Source organism: Microcystis sp. Msp_OC_L_20101000_S702 (genome assembly GCF_007095705.1).
Taxonomy (GTDB): domain Bacteria; phylum Cyanobacteriota; class Cyanobacteriia; order Cyanobacteriales; family Microcystaceae; genus Microcystis; species Microcystis ichthyoblabe_A.
This window is the reverse complement of record NZ_SFBO01000180.1, coordinates 1-17,611: the sequence shown is the minus strand read 5'-3', so window position 1 is coordinate 17,611 and position 17,611 is coordinate 1. Positions and strand designations below refer to the sequence as shown.

17 protein-coding genes and 1 pseudogene are annotated in these 17,611 nt (G+C 41.9%); 8 read left to right on the top strand and 10 right to left on the bottom strand.

The genetic code is table 11. The features are described 5' to 3' along the window. Positions 1-308 precede the first annotated feature (308 nt). From purN to pap, 3 genes are all read right to left on the bottom strand, one after another. A complete protein-coding gene (gene purN / locus EWV60_RS19040; protein WP_024970917.1) occupies positions 309-947 on the bottom strand; it encodes a phosphoribosylglycinamide formyltransferase in 639 nt (212 codons plus the stop codon). Next, the gene (locus EWV60_RS19035) at positions 944-1,228 is read right to left on the bottom strand and encodes a hypothetical protein (protein WP_002740123.1); all 285 of its coding nucleotides are present in this window, start codon (positions 1,226-1,228) and stop codon (positions 944-946) included. The genes purN and EWV60_RS19035 overlap by 4 nt, the downstream gene beginning before the upstream one ends. 111 nt (positions 1,229-1,339) lie before the next feature. Then, the gene (pap, locus tag EWV60_RS19030; RefSeq protein WP_287234042.1) at positions 1,340-2,833 is read right to left on the bottom strand and encodes a polyphosphate:AMP phosphotransferase; all 1,494 of its coding nucleotides are present in this window, start codon (positions 2,831-2,833) and stop codon (positions 1,340-1,342) included. A 69-nt stretch (positions 2,834-2,902) separates the two neighbouring features. On the opposite strand from pap, the gene galE reads away from it, so the two are divergent. Both galE and EWV60_RS19020 read left to right on the top strand, forming a co-directional pair. After that, positions 2,903-3,901 carry a UDP-glucose 4-epimerase GalE gene (gene galE, locus EWV60_RS19025; protein WP_002754158.1) on the top strand — a complete coding sequence of 333 codons (999 nt, stop codon included), beginning with the start codon at positions 2,903-2,905 and terminating at the stop codon, positions 3,899-3,901. A 129-nt stretch (positions 3,902-4,030) separates the two neighbouring features. Further along, the gene (locus EWV60_RS19020) at positions 4,031-4,456 is read left to right on the top strand and encodes a hypothetical protein (RefSeq protein ID WP_002748640.1); all 426 of its coding nucleotides are present in this window, start codon (positions 4,031-4,033) and stop codon (positions 4,454-4,456) included. A 173-nt stretch (positions 4,457-4,629) separates the two neighbouring features. Here the strand turns inward: EWV60_RS19020 and EWV60_RS19015 are convergent, their stop codons facing one another. After that, positions 4,630-5,601, bottom strand: a complete 972-nt coding sequence (locus EWV60_RS19015) for an FkbM family methyltransferase (protein ID WP_002748633.1) — start codon at positions 5,599-5,601, stop codon at positions 4,630-4,632. A gap of 162 nt (positions 5,602-5,763) precedes the next feature. Here EWV60_RS19015 and EWV60_RS19010 point away from each other — a divergent pair, with 162 nt between their 5' ends. From EWV60_RS19010 to EWV60_RS19000, 3 genes are read left to right on the top strand one after another with little or no spacing between them, the layout of a single operon-like run. Next, complete coding sequence (locus tag EWV60_RS19010) at positions 5,764-7,224, top strand: MBOAT family O-acyltransferase (RefSeq protein WP_287234039.1); 1,461 nt, start codon at positions 5,764-5,766, stop codon at positions 7,222-7,224. Further along, a complete protein-coding gene (locus EWV60_RS19005) occupies positions 7,224-8,189 on the top strand; it encodes a hypothetical protein (RefSeq protein WP_287234037.1) in 966 nt (321 codons plus the stop codon). The genes EWV60_RS19010 and EWV60_RS19005 overlap by 1 nt, the downstream gene beginning before the upstream one ends. Further along, on the top strand, positions 8,186-9,448 hold the full coding sequence (locus tag EWV60_RS19000) for an NAD(P)/FAD-dependent oxidoreductase (RefSeq protein WP_287234035.1): 1,263 nt from the start codon (positions 8,186-8,188) through the stop codon (positions 9,446-9,448). The genes EWV60_RS19005 and EWV60_RS19000 overlap by 4 nt, the downstream gene beginning before the upstream one ends. A gap of 558 nt (positions 9,449-10,006) precedes the next feature. Here EWV60_RS19000 and EWV60_RS18995 read toward each other — a convergent pair. Next, positions 10,007-11,593, bottom strand: coding sequence for a hypothetical protein (locus EWV60_RS18995; protein WP_287234034.1), 1,587 nt, complete (start codon positions 11,591-11,593; stop codon positions 10,007-10,009). A 356-nt stretch (positions 11,594-11,949) separates the two neighbouring features. Between EWV60_RS18995 and EWV60_RS18990 the strand changes: the two are divergent. From EWV60_RS18990 to EWV60_RS18980, 3 genes and pseudogenes are all read left to right on the top strand, one after another. Next, positions 11,950-12,153 (top strand): annotated as a pseudogene (locus EWV60_RS18990) (BrnT family toxin); the annotation flags it as partial. Next, positions 12,128-12,313 (top strand): hypothetical protein, encoded by a 186-nt coding sequence (locus EWV60_RS18985; RefSeq protein WP_002739472.1) that lies wholly within the window; start codon positions 12,128-12,130, stop codon positions 12,311-12,313. The pseudogene EWV60_RS18990 and the gene EWV60_RS18985, both read left to right, overlap by 26 nt. A 177-nt stretch (positions 12,314-12,490) precedes the next feature. Further along, positions 12,491-12,673: a hypothetical protein gene (locus tag EWV60_RS18980; protein WP_016517361.1), complete on the top strand. Its 183-nt coding sequence runs from the start codon at positions 12,491-12,493 to the stop codon at positions 12,671-12,673. Here EWV60_RS18980 and EWV60_RS18975 read toward each other — a convergent pair. From EWV60_RS18975 to EWV60_RS18950, 5 genes are all read right to left on the bottom strand, one after another. Then, positions 12,599-12,835 carry a type II toxin-antitoxin system RelE family toxin gene (locus EWV60_RS18975; protein ID WP_472412114.1) on the bottom strand — a complete coding sequence of 79 codons (237 nt, stop codon included), beginning with the start codon at positions 12,833-12,835 and terminating at the stop codon, positions 12,599-12,601. The two genes, EWV60_RS18980 and EWV60_RS18975, sit on opposite strands and share 75 nt — an antisense overlap. A gap of 29 nt (positions 12,836-12,864) precedes the next feature. Continuing rightward, on the bottom strand, positions 12,865-13,083 hold the full coding sequence (locus EWV60_RS18970) for a hypothetical protein (protein WP_002748617.1): 219 nt from the start codon (positions 13,081-13,083) through the stop codon (positions 12,865-12,867). Between the two features lie 514 nt (positions 13,084-13,597). Then, positions 13,598-14,119, bottom strand: a complete 522-nt coding sequence (locus EWV60_RS18960) for a hypothetical protein (RefSeq protein WP_002779226.1) — start codon at positions 14,117-14,119, stop codon at positions 13,598-13,600. A 557-nt stretch (positions 14,120-14,676) separates the two neighbouring features. After that, entirely contained in the window at positions 14,677-16,212 is a 1,536-nt protein-coding gene (purH, locus tag EWV60_RS18955) for a bifunctional phosphoribosylaminoimidazolecarboxamide formyltransferase/IMP cyclohydrolase (RefSeq protein ID WP_287234030.1), read from the bottom strand. 485 nt (positions 16,213-16,697) lie between these two features. Next, positions 16,698-17,611: Calx-beta domain-containing protein (locus EWV60_RS18950; protein ID WP_502705834.1), on the bottom strand; the 914-nt coding region annotated here is incomplete at its 5' end.

Sequence of the window (17,611 nt, the reverse complement as noted above, 5' to 3'; positions counted from 1 at the left end):
TCGGAGAGGCCGCCTTTAGCGGGAATCCGATAGAGAGGTTCGTAGTTAACCCAGTACGGGTCAAAGCGTACAAAGCTAATTCTAGATGCAATATTTGCGTACAGAATTAGTAACTATTCCACTCTTTTTTGCTGTACCCTGTCACTTTCTTTTTCCGCCGCGTGTAGTGTTTTTGCCGAAGCCTGACTGCTGACTCCTGACTCCTAACCCCACCAACAAACTTTTTGCCGCAAACCCTATTTAACGATTTGCCTTGAATTTTCGTTTTTTTGCCAGTATTCTCGCCAAGGAAGTCCAGAAATCGATCTCTATAGGCTCAATTTCGCTGCTAAAGCGATCGCTACTGGGAAAATGCGATGTTCTTGCACTTGAATGCGTTCGTGGAGACTGGCTGCGGTATCATCGGGGAGAATGGGAACCACTGCTTGCATTAAAATTGGGCCACTATCTACCTCCGCGCGAGCGATATGCACAGTACATCCGGTCACTTTTACCCCCGCGGCTAAAGCTTGTTCCACGGCGCGCACACCTTTAAAACTGGGTAGTAAACTAGGATGGATATTGATCACGCGATCGGGAAAAGCATCCAGTAACACTGGGGTGACAATTCGCATCCAGCCCGCCATAATTACCCATTTTACGCCGTATTCCTGGAAAGTTTCGACTATTGCCCGATCGAGTTCTTCTCTGGGTTTAAATTGACGATGATCGAGGAAAACCGCAGGGATATTGTAGTGATCAGCTTTTTCTTTTACCTTGGCATCGGGATTATTGTAGATGAGGACAGGAATCCGGGCATTTAGCTGTTTTTTGGCGATCGCTTCCGCCAAAACCGCAAAATTGGAACCACTACCAGAAGCCATCACTCCTAAAGAGAGGGTTTCCTCTAGGGGAATATCGGCCAAACTAAGATCGGGAGAAATTAAACTGGGGGAAATTGTCATCATATTTTATAACCGAGTTCGAGTGCATTGCAAAAGCTATTGAGGCGATTCAGCAAAGCATTATAGTAAGAATAAGCATCATCCCGTTCCTCTTGAAGATAGGCATACAAGGTTAGCTCTGGCTCTGCAGCTAGGTGATTTTTGGGGATATCGAAACCGACTTCCGTTAGGCGCGTCGCTGCGATCGCAACTAGCAACGCCCCAATGGTATTAGACTCACCATTGTGAAGATCCCTCAGTCCGGGTAAGATGATCTCGGCCCCCGGCAACTCATTGAGATTCATGATTGTTTCTCCTCTGGTGGATATTGAAAACGTTCGATGAAGTTCTCGACTCTGCTTCTCAGCACATCAGGGTTAAGGGAGGGTGAATCGAAAAAATCCCTATCCCCTCCCCTATCCCCGTTGTTTCAAACCGGTTTCAATAGCGGCAATTACTGTTTCTATGACTTTAACGCGAGCGAAATATTTATCATTTGCCGCCACAATTGTCCAAGGGGCGACGGGGGTGCTAGTACGGGCTACCATGTGATTAACTGCCACATGATAGAGGGGCTGTTTTTCCCGATTGCGCCAATCTTCATCGGTGAGTTTATGCTGACGATAGGGGTTAGTTTGGCGTTCATTGAAGCGATTTAACTGTTCTTCGGGGCTAATATGTAACCAAAATTTGACTAAAACACAGCCTGAATGGGTTAATTGGGCTTCAAATTCGTTAATTTCTTGATATGCCCGCCGCCAGTCCATATCTTTAGCGAATCCTTCCACTCTCTCCACCAAAACCCGTCCATACCAACTGCGATCAAATATACCGATAGTTTTGGCTGCGGGTAATTTGCGCCAGAAGCGCCAGAGGTAATGATAGCGGTGTTCTTCCTCCGTCGGGGCAGCAAAGGCAATCACTTGATAACTGCGAGGATCGAGGGTATCGGTTAAGCGTTTGATCGCACCTCCCTTACCGGCGGCATCCCACCCCTCAAACAGGACTAAAACGGGAATATTTGCCTGAAAAATCTCTAATTGCAGTTTTCTTAATTCCACCTGTGCCTGACGCAAACGGATTTTATAGTCTTCTTTTTCCAATTTGGCACTTAAGTCCACTCTCCCTAGATAATCGGGTTCCGTGGGCAGTAATTGGGCTTGGGGTGGTAGATTGACAGGAGGTTCGATCGGTAATTGGCGCTGATCCAAAGCTTGAGCGATCGTACCGACTAATTGGGAGAGAACTTTTACCCGGGCCCAGCGTTGACAGTTGCCCTCCACCAATATCCAAGGGGCGGCCCCCGTGCTAGTGTAGGTAATCATTTCCTCAGCTAAACTGGCATACTCATCATAACGTTTAGCTTGTTGCCAATCTTCCGGACGCACGCGCCAAGATTCTAGCTCATTTTCGGCGTATTCTTTGATGCGTGACTTTAATTCCTTTTGACTGAGGTGAATCCAGAATTTAGCGATCGCCACCCGATCATCAAATAATTGTCGCTCAAAGGTGTTGATATCGCGCATGACTAGAGGAATCTGGGAGGAGGGCAATTTGTTTAAGAGTCGATCCTCTAGTAGATGGGTGTACCAACTGTGATAAAAAATGCCAATACTGCCTTTTGCTGGCAGTTTTTGCCAAAATCGCCACAAAAACGGGTAACTTTCCTCTTGGGAGGAAGGGGTTAAAATTGGATGGACGGTAAAACCCCGAGGATCCATATAGTTAACCATTTTTTTGACTAAAGTTCCCTTGCCTGCCGCCGCCCAACCTTCCAAAACCACCACCACGGGTAATTTACATTCCCAACAGGACTGCTGTAGCGATCGCAGTTGTTCCATTAAATCTTTAATTTGTGATTGATAAGTTTCCTTGTCAAGGGAAAGAGATAGATCGAGGGGACTTAACATGATGGTCAAATAAAAGCAAAATTAGGGTATAAAGTTATAGACAAGTCAATTTCAAATAGGTATGATCGCGTGTCTCAAGTTAAACCTACCATTCTCGTTACTGGCGGTGCGGGTTATATTGGTTCCCATGCGGTTCTAGCGCTCAAAAATGCCGGTTATTCCGTCATCGTACTCGATAATTTATCCTACGGTCACGCCGAAATCATTAAGGATATATTAAAAGTTGAGTTAATTGTCGGTGATACCAGGGATCGATCGCTGCTGGATAATTTATTTGCTAGTCGTGATATTGCCGCTGTCATGCACTTTGCCGCTTTTATTGCCGTGGGGGAATCGGTGCAGGAACCAGCCATTTACTATCAAAATAATGTTAGTGGTAGTCTGACTCTTTTGCAAGCGATGATCGCCGCCGATGTGAAGAAATTTGTTTTTTCTTCCACCTGTGCTATTTATGGAATGCCGAAGGAAATTCCGATGACGGAAAGTCACCCCCATCATCCCCTCAGTCCCTACGCAGCCAGTAAGGAAATGGTGGAACAAATTCTTAGGGATTTTGATCCAGCATATGGTTTAAAATCGGTGGCTTTCCGTTATTTTAATGCGTCAGGAGCCGATCCCAGTGGTTTATTAGGGGAAGATCACCAACCGGAAACCCATTTAATTCCCTTGGCTTTATTAACTGCTCTGAAAAAACGGGATTCCCTGTCAATTTTTGGCACGGATTATGATACTCCCGATGGTACTGCTGTGCGTGATTATATCCATGTTAATGATTTAGCTCAAGCTCACGTTTTAGGCTTAGAATATCTCTTAAATGGGGGCGAAAGTAATGTGTTTAATTTGGGCAATGGTAACGGTTTTTCTGTGCGGGAAGTGATTGAAACAGCGCAAGCGGTAACTGGTTTGGATATTCCCGTCATCGAAAGTCCCAGAAGAGCAGGTGATGCCCCTATTTTAATCGGCAGTAGTGATAAAGCTAAACAGGTTCTCGGTTGGCATCCCCAATATGCCGATCTTAAGGTAATAGTTGAACACGCTTGGAATTGGCATCAAAAAAGACACGCTTAACGGCGATCGAGTGCTAAACTTTAGTATTATCAGATTGAACAATTCTATCAGTCGATAACAGTAAAAAACTACTAGAGGCTGATAGTTTACCGCTATAAGCTTCTCTAGAATCATCTCAAATACAATGGTATGAATAACAAAATAATCTTAATATTTATGGGCTTGACTTTTTTGGCAAGTTGTGCTGATAGTAAACAGTTTCAATGTCAAAAAATCTATCGGATTGCCAACGAAGTCGCCCAAGAAACCAAATCTTTAACCAAGGGTCAAGGGACAGAAATTGACCAAAAAAGTTGGCTATTAGCCGCCGATAAAATCGAACAGGCCGCGGAAAATATGAAAAAATTAGCAGTGAAGGATCCTGAAATAGAGAAATATAAGACCACTTTCGCTCAAGTTTACGAAGATTATGCCACTGCCACTCGTGAAATAATTCAAGTGATCGAAACTCGCAATAAAAACGGGGCAAAATTAGCACAGGAAAAGGTCAGAAAAGCCGGCCAATTAGAAAAAGAAACTGGCGAAGCTTTTAATACCTATTGTCAAGCACAGTAAAGCAGTTATCAGTTATCAGTTATCAGTTATCAGTTATCAGTTATCAGTTATCAGTTATCAGTTATCAGTTATCAGTTATCAGTTATCAGTTATCAGTTATCAGTTAGAACCTGTTGGGGTTTTGGGGTATTAGTTGAAATTTCCCCATCTCCCTATCACCTCACTTCTGTACTTTAGGGTTTAATTGCATACAAAGTGCCGACATTTTTACTGCGAGGCATCCGGGAGAAGATGATAAAACCGAAGTCTTGCAGATGTTTGACTAAAGCATCGGGACCCTTTTTATGCCATTCCATCATGACAATTTTAATCTGTCCCAATTGACCAGTTGCCGCTAAAGAATCGAGGATTTCGTATTCGGAGCCTTCACAATCAATCTTGGCAACAATATCAATATCGGGATAGTCAGAGGTAATACCTTTAAACACATCGGTGAAAGGTTTCAGAATTAAATCGGCTGTAGCGGTTTGTTTCGAGGCAAAAGGTTTTAATTGGTTGTCAATACCAGAAATACCAACACTAGCTTTCACGGTGTAATCGTATTCGACTTGAATAATTTCATCCCGAGCGCCGACTCCATAATCAAAAGCTTTAATCTTCTCCGCTAGATTAGGATTGAGGGCAAAATTTCTTAAAGCTTGGTCGTAGGTAGCCTTAAAAGGTTCGTAACTATAGACAGCTTTCACATTAGCTCGATTAGCAAAAAAGAGACTAGCAAAACCCGTATTCATACCAATATCGATCACTACACAGGGCTTGTTATAGAGGAAATTATATACACCTAAAAGGAAAATTTCATGGGCGATATCTAAATCCTGTCCCGTCTCGATAATTAACTTAACTCCATCGATCTCGATAATTAATTCCTGTTGCTCATCAATATAAAATTTACAATCAGCCAGAGCTTTTAAGGCTCCAGCTTTGTTACAAACTTTACTAACCAAGAGGAAATCTTGCTTATTTTTGCTTAAACTGATACCTAAAGGTTTATAAAAAAGTTGACCAGATTTAGCATCATATTCCACATAATTAGGACTAATATTATGCTCTGCCAACTGACTAGACCAATATTGATCAGCAATATGAGGATAAGTCTTAAATTGCCGATAGCGTTTATGTGCATCCAACAGTTTTTGATAAAGCATTGCTTGTCTAGCCTCAATTTTTTAGGATTGCTGGAGTTAATTTTATGGACAAGTCTGACAAAGTTTGATAGGCTTGTCAAGAAAATCTCTCGTCTCTGTGCATCAGAAGTCAGGAAACCCATCTCAAACAAGGTAACACAGACCATCAGGAGTTAACAAGGCTTGAATTACTCTGATTTTATATTTTGGTGGATATTAATCCTTTTTAGCGTTCCTTTCTTAACGGCGCGTTATATAGCGAAGTCCTTCAATCTCTGGCGAGGTGTTTTTGATGGAGTTGGATTAGCGGCACTGTCCCTAATCCTATTTTATTACGCCAGTCGCACCAGTTTCCTCGTTTTCATCGTCTCCCTAGCCTTTAACTACATTATGGTCTGGCTAGTGCTGAAAATGAGCGGCTGGAAAGCGAATCTCCTAGCCATTATCGTTATCGTCATCGATATTCTTGTCCTCGCCTACTTCAAGTATTTCGGCTTTTTTGTCCAAGAAATCATCGGATTATTCGTTTCTCTCCCTCCCAATTGGAAGGAACTTTCCCCAATTCCCGTGCCTAGCCAAATACCGCCGGGGGTGTCCTTCTATAGCTTCCAGATGGTGGCTTTCGTGGTGGACTCCCTACGCGAAAAGAAAAAGAAACCCCTAGCCGTCCTCGATTATGTCAATTTTATCTCCTTTTTCCCCCAAATTGTCGCAGGTCCGATCGAGCGTCGCCGGGATTTATTACCACAAATGGAGGGATTTCGCCTCAAATTTACAGGAGAAAACTTCGAGAAGGGTTTGGGTTGGCTTTCCCTCGGTTTATTTATGAAATTTGTCCTCGCCGATAACCTGGCTCCCTACATCGAATTAGATAAGATGATCGATAATGCTTGGTATATCTGGTTTGAGGCCTTTTTATTCACCCTGAGAATCTATTTTGACTTCGGCGGTTATAGCTTTATTGCTGTTGGTTTAGCCTATTTTGTCGGGGTTAGATTGACATTGAACTTTTTAGCTCCCTACACATCCCAAAGTATTAGCGAATTTTGGCGACGTTGGCATATTACCCTCAGCACTTGGTTTCGAGATTATGTGTTTTTACCCCTGATGGGTTCCAATAAAAATTGGGCGCCTTTTTATCTATTCATGACCTTTACTCTTTCAGGTTTCTGGCATGGTGCAGCTTGGAATTTCATCTTTTGGGGCGCTTACCACGGGGGATTATCATTACTACTGCGTTATCTAGGGCGACCTTTCTATGCTTTCGTCGGAAAATACGTTTCTCAGCCGCAAATTGTCTCCTGGGCTTTAACGCAATTGGCGGTCATTTTTGGTTGTCTCTTTTTCATGGAGATTAACACCAGAAGATTAATTGGCAAAATGCTGATTATTGCCAATCCTTTCAATTATTCCTTAGCTAATATCGGGGAAATTTTTAGTTCCTATAGTCTCAATCAAGGAGCAGTTTTAAGCGTCGCTTTAGTTCTTGGTATCATTGTCTTAATCCTCGAACATCTGGCTGTTGCCCAGAAAAAGTTTGAATATGAACTATTACTATCGCCTTGGCTGTCTAAAATATTGCTAGGTTTAACTATTCTCCTAGCTTCCACTAATACCAGTGATTTTATTTACTTTGAATTCTGATGAATACTAAATCTTTTAACATTTTCCCCTGGTTAGCTTCTCTGGGAGTCGCTTGGTCCCTCGGCTTTGTTTATAATGTCATCTACGGCGGCGAATTAAGCTGGCTGCGGATGATGTACGAAGAAAAATCAGCGATCGCAGCCAAGGTCGAAGGACCACGGCGTTTAATCGTCACGGCAGGATCGGGGGCGCATTATAGCATAAATTCGGAATTAATGGCCAAAGAATTGGGAATACCGGTGGTTAACTTCGGTTTACAGGGTGATATCGGGTTAAATGTCATTGCCGCTATGATTCTCGAAAAAGCACGCAAAGGGGATGTAATTCTGCTGATTCCTGAATATCTCATGCTCATGGATGAGGACGGTTTTAATCGCGGCGAAGGACTTTGGGGATCCGCACCTTTTAGCGTCGCTATTGGCAAACCGGGGTTAGGTGGAATACCTTTAAAAACCATGATCGAGGATACTTGGTTATTAGGTATTCCGGGGATGCGTGCAGTCACTAAATCCACGGTTGATTTATTCACTAAAGGCAGAATGACGGGTTATCTTTCCGATCCGATTACTAATACAGGAGATCCGACTATAGTTAAGGAAAAAACAGGGAAATGGAAATGGTGGCAAATGACCTTTGATACTCCTGTCTCTGCTCACTCGATTAAATTGATTGAAAAACTCAAGAAAGATTTAGAAGCAAAAGGGGCGACTTTAGTGGTTTCTTTACCCTGGGTTTATGCCAAAAATGATGGTAAAACCCTGGCTAATATTCGCAAATCTGCCGAAGAATTAAGTCGGGTTGTGCCAACAATTTACGACCCAAAAGACTTGAATATTAAGACCGATTCTACTATTTTTGCTGACACTCACTATCATCTTTTGCCCCCGGCGAGAATTATTCGTTCAGAACAATTAGTTTCGGAACTGAAACCTCTCTTAAACACAACTGAGAATAAAAATCCATGAATAAACCTATAACTAAGATTTGCATTCTCGGTGGTGGTTTTGGAGGGTTATACACGGCACTCAATTTGAGTCGATTAACAGCAGTAAAATCAGGTCAATGGCAAATAACTTTAGTCGAACCAAAAGACCATTTTCTCTTTACTCCTCTTCTCTATGAACTAATTACAGGAGAATTGCAACGCTGGGAAATTGCCCCCTCCTACCGTCAATTATTAACAGGAACTCAGATTAATTTAAAAACTCAAAAAGCCAGTAATATTGATTTAAACAATCATCAAGTATATTTAGAAAATGAGGAAATTTTAGATTACGATTACCTCGTTTTAGCGGTGGGAGTGCGGAATTGTTGGCCGGCTATACTGGGGTTAGCTGATTATGGGCTAACTTTTCGGAGTTTAGAGGATGTAGAAAAATTACAAACAGCAATTCATGACTTAGAAACTCAAGGAAAATCCTCAATTAATTTAGCAATTATTGGCGGTGGTCCCAATGGGGTAGAATTAGCCTGTAAGGTGGCTGATCGTTTAGGAAAAAAAGGCAAAGTTTATCTAGTGGAAAGGAACGAGGAAATACTGCAAAACTTCCCTAAATCGGTGCGTGTTGCTTCCTATCGTTCCCTTTTAGCCAAGAATGTTAGTCTCTATTTAAACACGGGATTAAGGGAAGTTGCAGCTAATTCCATAACCGTATTTAAAGATAATACAAATGAATTTATCCCCATTGATTTATTATTGTGGACAGCAGGAACCCAAGCACAGGATTGGATCAATAATTTAGATTGTCAGAAAACAGCACAAGGCAAATTATTAACCCGTTTCAGTTTACAATTAATCGACTATCCCGAAGTTTTTGCCCTTGGGGATCTAGCCGAAATTTATCCTAATAAACAGGTAATTCCTGCCACAGCACAAGCAGCCTATCAAGCAGCCAGTCTATTAGCAAAAAATATCTCGGCAGTGATCAGAAAAAAATCGCCCCAACCCTATTATTATCTTCATTTAGGTGATATGTTAACCCTGGGTAAACAATCAGCCCTTGTTTCCAGTTTTGGCATTAATATTACTGGTAGATTGGCTGATATAATGCGTCGCTTTGTCTATATACTGCGTTTACCCAGCCAACGCCATCAGTTAAAAGTGTTTCAACATTGGGCAAAAAAAATTCTTTTCCGATTCCGTTATTCACAGGTGTTATCTAATACTAAATCCGTTGAGTATAGGCTACATATCAGGAGAGGAAAAAGGCAAAAGGGAGAATAAATAATCAGTTTTTAATAACTGGATTTAGTATCATAAGCTAAACGGCTTTTACTTCGGATCACCGATATAGACTCCAAAAGGGTTATAGCTATTGGATCATACAGGTTAAGCGCCGTTTAGCTTACCATCGCTGCTCTTCTTCGAGTTCTGTCAAAATTAGGGTTGCGATTGCATCCTGTGGAGCGGTTGACAAGGTTTTTAAGCGGGCGATCGCCCGCTTAAGTCGTTCAGTCATATAGAACATCCAACGTATAGGGCTTAATATACTCTAGCTTCCACGTTACTACAACAATGGCGTACTGCTACCCAGTGCTTTCGGCATCGCACTTAAACTCACATCTTTAATCAATGTGCATGGTGCGTTCCCTAATTCGGTGGAGCAGTGGGAGCCAGATTAGGGAACGCACCCTAGAAGATCTGAATGTATATCTGATGGTTAAACGCTTAAGATCGGTGATCGCACTACGTTATTCACAGTTGTTATCTAAGCAACCGATTGAATCAAAAAATACTCGTTAAATAGCTAAAGAAAATTGATTTAGTCAATTTTCAACTCAGCTAATTTAGTTTATATAAATAGGCTTCGGGAGTTTCTAAAACAAGATTAGCTTTCTGCTCTAGCGATGGAGTTTTAGTTAGGGAAAAAATGGGAAATAGATCATTCATTTCCAAGTCCATTTTAAACTTGGATTGCAGTATATAGTCACCTGTTTGACAGCTATTAACAACCTGTAAGTTTCTTTTAGTTATATGATTATCAATATAGTCGTATTGATTGTTTATTTTTCTTTTGCCTTTCTTGGCTGGATAACAAATATTTGATCTAGGGGGAATCTGATTAAAAATGTCTATAATATCAGAAGCAGATAGTAGTCTTTCTGTACTATATTTACTAGATATATAGCGTTGATCGAAGTAGAGATTTGTAGCGATAGAATAACCAATTAATCCAATTAAAATAATACCGAAAAATCTTGGCCATTTGTTATTAAAATTTAAGTAAGCCAAACTGATAATTCCCATCAACATTGGTGCAAACCAAATTAATATTTTACGGTGAGAGAAAAAGTATTCTTCTTGATAATTGGAAGCAGCATACATAAAAATTAGCCAAGTTAGAGCAAGAACAGCTAATATAGTTTTGTTACCTTGAAACTTTCTGAGGGTAAAGTATAAAGAAATAACACAAAAAAACACTGACAAAAATAAATTAAACCATAGCCAATCCTTCGAGATAAAATACACTTGATTACCAAGAAAAACAAACTCCCAAATAGCTTTAAATAAGCGAGCTAACAAATTACCACTTTGAGTTGTTGTCTCGTCCGAACCTATAATTGCATTGATGATCGCTTTGGTGTTGCTAAAATTACGAGCGATTTCTACTTTCCAATAGTGTAGTAGAGCAATATTCGAGGAAATAATCGCTAAAAAAGGTAAAAGACACTTGAGAAAATTTTTCCTGTTCTTATAGACAAACCATAGAGAAGTAAGGACACATACGACAGGAAGAACGAACATTGTAGTAGAATGTAAACTTACCAAGATGGCTAAAATTACACCATAGACTATCCAAGAAATTGCTTGATAATATGAAGGTTGTTTAGTCTCTAACTGAAATTTATAAAGGAGTACAAAGATTATTAGAAAAAACGGTATTGGACTAGGATTCCAAGAAAAATTACTAATAAAATAGTCTGTATAAAACGTGCTATACCAAAACCCAGCCAGACTCGATAAGAGGATTCGCTTGGAAAATTCTACCTTTTCCAAAAGTTGATAAACTAGATAGATTAGGAGTGGAATCGCTAAAAAGGAAAAAACACCATTAGCTAAAACTAGAAAAGCGGGATCGGAACCAAAAATAGTAAAAGGAAATACTAAATAAAAGTAAAGAGGAGGAATAGTAAAGGGATATTTTCCTCCAGAACCAGCCATACCTAAAGCGGGTATTTTTCCCTGCCACATATTGATTACAGTATTGCCAATTACTATCTGATCGGGCTCTGGTCCGATATCAAAGGTAACGTATTCAAAAGCAGTGATAATTCTCGTAAAAAATGCGAAGGCAATGGCTAAGATTATCAAAACCACTGCTGTTAACTGCATTCTATCTTTGGGTCTGAAGTTAATTAATTTTTGCATTGATTAACATAATTTACGAATGACGATTTGAGATTATACAACTTCAACTCTATTATACAAGAAAACAAGGCTGAAACTACAAGATCGGCGATCGCGCCATGCGATCAGCGATTGCACTTGATTTACGGTCGGTTCTGTCTCAAATGTGAAAGTAGTCATACCATGTATCGAGTAATGTTGTCTGATGTTCTATCACCAGCCGATCAATTTGATTCAACTCATGTTCTTGAAAGTCTATGTTAAAATCATAGTGATTAGGCTTATCAACTCCGCCTATGGATGAAAGCTTTGAATGAGATGAAGATAAAAATCGTTTAAACCAACAGAAACACGATGTTTCCTTTGAATTAGCTCAATACGCATTTTTTGACCCCAACAGAGTTATCGTACAAGATCTGGCTCACAGTCAAGAAGAAAATCGATTTTACTGTATAGGGCAAATCAATGAAGAAATTATCACAGTACGCTTTACTTACCGGGAAGGAAAAGTTAGAATTTTTGGAGCTGGTTATTGGCGAAAAGGACGTAAACTATATGAACAGCAAAATAACTTATACTGATGAACCAATGGAACTGGGACAAGTCGTTAAAGATTTTTTACCGCCTCCAGACCAGTTAGTTCCTAAAGGTAAAACCAAAACTACTCAAGTAACATTAGAATTAACAGAAGAAAGTGTAAGCTTCTTTAAATCTCAAGCAGATCGAAAGCAAATTACTTAGGAAAAAATAATCGAATTACTGGTGAAACAATATGCTCATGAATGTATATCTGATGGTTAAACGCTTCATAAGAGCATTGTCTAACCGACATTATAGCTGACTTGAAAAAGGTGCGTTACACGCGCGTTTTCGCACCCTACAAGATCGGCATCGCACTTAAACTCACAGCCTCAATCAATGTGCATGGTGCGTTCCCAAAAATCGATCGGTGGAGCAGCAGGAGCCACATTAGGGAACGCACCCTACGGCGATGGCGTGCTGCTACGCAGTGCCTTCGGCATCGCACTACAATTGCTCCAGCAGCATATCGTACTCTGCATGGGAACCAACCCAGAACCAAATCACCGTATCATCCTCTAATTGACCGACAGCACGATAATCCCTATTGATGCGTGCAGAATAGATGGGCAGCTTTGGATGGACTTTCTTGAATCGCAAGCTGGGATAGCTTGGGTCTTCTTTGAATTGCCGATACGCTTTACGGGTCTGCTCTTGAATCGGTTTTGGAAGATCTGCAAACATCTCCCGAAAACGAGCAGTGGTACAAGACTTCACAACGTTTCTGGGTCTAATTCTTGAGTCTTGCCCAATCGATGTTCTGCCATTGCTTCGGCTGCTAGTTTAGCCAGCAAGTTTGGTGAGCGGGCAAAGGAGTCATTCCATCGCTTTTCTTCTTCGAGTTCTGCCAAAATTAGAGTTGCGATCGCGTCCTGTTGATCGGTTGACAAGGTTTGTAATTGGGCGATCGCCTGCTCAAGTCGTTCAGTCATAGACAACATCTAACGTATAGGGCTTAATATATTCTAGCCTCCACGTTGCTACAGCGATGGCGTACTGCTACCCAGTGCCTTCAGCATCGCACTTAAACTCATAGCTTCATATGGGCATGGTGCGTTCCCCAAAAATTGATCGGTGGAGCAGTAGGATACAGATTAGAGAACGCACCCTACAAGATCGGCGTGCTGCTACGCAGTGCCTTCGGCATCGCACTAAATCTGGTTATTAAAGACTGATTATTTATTCCCCTTTTTGCCTTTTGCATGAGCAGAAAACGGGTTTCTCGGAGAAACCCGTTTTCTGTGCGTTACTCAACGGATTTAGTATTATAAGCATGAAAACCACCCCCCGATCATGTTACGCTACCGCTAACCCATCCTACAAATAATTGTGCCTCCCTACTTATCAAAAAAATGTTTGATATTATGCTTGAAATTTCTAAAACCTCTCTTCAAGTATTAGGCAGTGAAATATTTAATCAGATAACCAAAAGTAAATAACTAAAAACTACTGCTGGTTGCCTGATCCGACCGAAGATTGCGGTTCTGGTATTGCTTCAGAAAGCCTGAACAACTCCCCTTGTATTCGATTAAGATCATTTTGAAAATCTCTGTTCAGCTGATTTATCATCATTGTTTTTTCAATATCTGAAATGGTAATGGAATTTCTATGTTTAAAGTAGAAAACAAGCTTCTCCTTCGCAGTCATCACTGACACTTGCGTTTCGTAACGTGCCTCAAAGAAGGGGAGATCTGATTCAAGTGATTGCGCCGCAATTTCAATCGTATTGGGATCTTTAGACCACATGGCCAAAGAGACCTTTTCCCGAATTTCCGCGTACTTCTCGCGTCGATGCGATAGTTCAGATTCAAGATACTTACGGACTATGTCTTTTTGTTCTGACTTAATACGTTGTTCAAATTGGCGTTCGTTCAAAATATATTGTGTAAATCCAGTCAGAAATGCGCCCACCAGCGCAGCCCCTACCATCTTTGACCAAGATTCAGAACTCTTTTTGGGATGTGCCATGATTTTTCACCCACAATGATTTAGGGAGAGTATTTACTTGTACCTTGTTATTTGCTTCGACTGCCCAACTGTTAATTATACGGAAACTTTCTATATAACACTCTCCAGAGTAACAATATCGGTCAACTTTCTGTATATCACTCCATTTAGGCGCAATCGCAAGAAACTTTCCCTATATTACGCCCAAAAGCGTGTTAGCCAGATTAGTTTACTGCAAACAATCTCCTTTAAGGAGACTTATCACAGAATCCTCCTGGAGTTCTAGCAAAGATTCTTAGATATGACTGCACTTTGTCACAAAACTTCACTATTATTTTGACACTTTTAATAGTTGGAGAGGAAACATTAATCGCCAAGTCTGGTCAATTTTTGTCCAAAGCATTTGAGGAAATGACCTGAATAAATAGCCAGACATAGCGCTATTTTCTTTGTTACCAAAAAGCTGGTCATCCTCGCACTTTTGGCAAATTTAAGACTATTGAATAGGGCAAATTAACCGATAATTAATACAAAGTTGGGGTGCGTTAATTTAAGCAACAACACACCCTAACTTTGTATTAATGCAAGAAATGACGAATGCCTGTTAAGACCATAATTAAACCTAACTCATTAGCGGCATTAATCGAATCCTGATCTTTTAAAGAACCTCCGGGTTGAACAATTGCCTCGATGCCAAACTGGGCCGCCGTGCGAATAGTATCATCAAAGGGGAAAAAGCCGTCACTAGCTAAATAGCCACCTTTGGCCGCTTCCCCTGCTTGTTCAAGGGCAATTTTCGCCGAACCAACGCGATTCATTTGCCCTGCACCAACCCCTAAAGTAGTTTTATTTTTCGTCACCACAATAGCGTTAGATTTAACGTGCTTAGATACCTTCCAAGCAAACAGTAATTCCGCTAATTGTGCGGCAGTGGGTTGTTTTTCTGTCACCACGCGCCACTCCTCCGGGGTTTCTACCACGTCATCGGCCGCTTGTACTAGAAAACCGCCAGCGATAACTTTTATTGTTTGTTTTTCTCCCGTGGTTAAATCCGGCAGCAATAAAATCCGCACCTTTGATTTTTTAGCGAGGATATCCCGGGCGACCGGGCTACAATCGGGGGCAACCACGCATTCTAGGAAGGTTTTCGTTAATTCTTTAGCGGTTGCTTCATCTATGGCTTGATTTAGGGCAATAATACCCCCAAAAGCCGAGATAGCATCGGCATTAAAAGCTTTAGTATAAGCTTCCGCTAAACTACCACCGATCGCCACCCCACAGGGATTAGTGTGTTTCAGGATAGCAGCGGCTGGTTCTTCCCTGCCGAATTCGGCGATTAAACGGCGGGCTGCTTCTAAATCGACTAAATTGTTATAACTTAGTTCTTTTCCCTGTAATAAGGTCGCTTTTCCCCAACCTTGAGCCATTGTACCGCTGCCGTACCAAGTGGCACTTTGGTGGGGATTTTCGCCGTAACGCAGAGTTTGCAGGGCATTTCCCGCCAAATTAAAGCGAGTCGTTTCCCCGTTTAAGCTGGCGAAATAGGATGCGATCGCACCATCGTAGGCATTGGTTAAAGCGAAGGTTTCCCCCGCCATTTTTTGACGGAATTCCAGGGATATTTCGCCGTTATTTTGCCGTAATTGGCTTAAATACTGCTCGTAATACTTGGGGTTACTGATGACAGTCAAATGGGCGAAATTTTTAGCCGAGGCGCGTAACATCGCCGGACCACCGATATCGATTTGTTCGATCGCCTGAGCGGTGGTAACCTCAGGATTAGCGATCGTCTGTTCAAAGGGATAGAGATTAACCACCACCAAATCAAAAGGACGAATTTGATTAGCCTCCATTTCCGCTAAATCTGACTGCCAATCCCGTCTAGCCAAAATACCGCCATGGATGCGAGGATGGAGAGTTTTCACCCTTCCGCCCAAGATTTCAGGAGAGCCTGTGTATTCTCCCACTTTTATCACGGGAATCCCCGCCGATTGCAGTGTTTTGGCGGTTCCTCCACTGCTAATAATTTCAAAATCAAACTCTTCTGTTAGCTGACGGGCAAAGTCAACTATTCCGGTTTTGTCAGTCACGCTGATCAGCGCTAAACGTCCCATAGTAGTGATCTATAAGCAACCATTTCAGTATATCTCAGTCCTAACCCGTTAAAAATTAAAAAAAGTAGGTTAGTAAATAATCAGCGACTTCTATATTTTCCTCTCTCAAATATCAACTTATGCTAGGGAAAAAATTGTAACTCTTATTACCTAGAGATTTTCTACTTAGTTTTAGATTCTGATACCAAATCTATTTTTAATAGTATGATTAATCCCCAATCCAACTTTAAAAACCCAGTTATACTAAATCTGGTTATTAAAGACCGATTATCTATTCCCCCTTTTGCCTCTTGCCTTTTGCCTTTTGCCTATGCTTATAAGTAGCCTATACTCAACGGATTTAGTATTATGAATTGTTTCCCCCCACTTCCCACTTCCCACCATCCTATACCTTTTAAACAGGATTTAGTCTGAGGATGCCGACAAAAAACCCCCGCCGTTAGCGGGGGACATGGCATAGTTTTCCTGTGATGCCTAGCTAGGACTTACACCCCGTAAACGAAGTCGAGATTAGTCATGCCAGCTGCGGCACCAGCCCCAACATTGGCAATTAGGTAACTACCGACGAGGTTGGAATCGTTATACCAGATGTCGCCGTTGCCAGTGTTGACGTAGATGCCGGAGAGGTTTCCGGATGCTCCCCCAGTGAACCCCGCTCCCTTGAAGAACCAGCTAGCGTTAAGGACACTTCCGTTCACATTACCACCATTAAAGAGCAGACCTTTGATCCCCGGATTAATGGATCCGGCTAAAGTGCTGTCAAGACTATTCGCCAGAATGATCGTGTCAGCGGGTACAGAGAAGTCGGTGATCAGATCACGGTTCGCTAGGCCAATTTCGCCGAGCCTGAAGAAATCGTTTCCAACACCACCAGTCAGAGTATCCACACCCAAGCCACCATCGAGGGTGTCGTTGCCTGCTAAACCGCTAAGGTTGTCATTACCTCCCACTCCAGCCAGGGCATCGGCAAAGCTTGTCCCGACCAAGTTGTTATTGGCTGCGTTACCATCATTGTCAAGAATGGTGGCCGTAGCCGTGCCTGATCCACTAATAGTGTAGCCGACTGGGGCGGTAATTTTGCTGATGATGGTTTCACCGGGATCACTCAAGAGGTCATCTTTGGTGGGCAGGGTGATGGTAGCTTTGGAGGAAAGTGCCGCAAAGGTGACGCTGCTGGGAGTAGTGCCTGTATAGTCAACACCTGGAGTGGCTGTCCCCGCCAAGGTGTAGTTAACCGTTAAGGCACTGGAGAGGTCGCCGGTGCGGGTGAGGGTAAAGACACTGCTCACTGAACCTGCTTCCTTACCATCGGTGGTTTTGGCGATCGAGATTGATTTTGTCGCGGTACCCGTATTCAGAATTAACTGCACATCAGCCGGAACAACAGAATTTGAGAAGC

Coding starts and splice junctions, on each gene's coding strand:
- purN (WP_024970917.1), bottom strand. CDS start 947: ATGATGACAATTTCCCCCAGTTTAATTTCTCCCGATCTTAGTTTGGCC.
- EWV60_RS19035 (WP_002740123.1), bottom strand. CDS start 1,228: ATGAATCTCAATGAGTTGCCGGGGGCCGAGATCATCTTACCCGGACTG.
- pap (WP_287234042.1), bottom strand. CDS start 2,833: ATGTTAAGTCCCCTCGATCTATCTCTTTCCCTTGACAAGGAAACTTAT.
- EWV60_RS19020 (WP_002748640.1), top strand. CDS start 4,031: ATGAATAACAAAATAATCTTAATATTTATGGGCTTGACTTTTTTGGCA.
- EWV60_RS19015 (WP_002748633.1), bottom strand. CDS start 5,601: ATGCTTTATCAAAAACTGTTGGATGCACATAAACGCTATCGGCAATTT.
- EWV60_RS19005 (WP_287234037.1), top strand. CDS start 7,224: ATGAATACTAAATCTTTTAACATTTTCCCCTGGTTAGCTTCTCTGGGA.
- EWV60_RS19000 (WP_287234035.1), top strand. CDS start 8,186: ATGAATAAACCTATAACTAAGATTTGCATTCTCGGTGGTGGTTTTGGA.
- EWV60_RS18995 (WP_287234034.1), bottom strand. CDS start 11,593: ATGCAAAAATTAATTAACTTCAGACCCAAAGATAGAATGCAGTTAACA.
- EWV60_RS18985 (WP_002739472.1), top strand. CDS start 12,128: ATGAACAGCAAAATAACTTATACTGATGAACCAATGGAACTGGGACAA.
- EWV60_RS18980 (WP_016517361.1), top strand. CDS start 12,491: ATGTGCATGGTGCGTTCCCAAAAATCGATCGGTGGAGCAGCAGGAGCC.
- EWV60_RS18975 (WP_472412114.1), bottom strand. CDS start 12,835: ATGTTTGCAGATCTTCCAAAACCGATTCAAGAGCAGACCCGTAAAGCG.
- EWV60_RS18970 (WP_002748617.1), bottom strand. CDS start 13,083: ATGACTGAACGACTTGAGCAGGCGATCGCCCAATTACAAACCTTGTCA.
- EWV60_RS18960 (WP_002779226.1), bottom strand. CDS start 14,119: ATGGCACATCCCAAAAAGAGTTCTGAATCTTGGTCAAAGATGGTAGGG.
- purH (WP_287234030.1), bottom strand. CDS start 16,212: ATGGGACGTTTAGCGCTGATCAGCGTGACTGACAAAACCGGAATAGTT.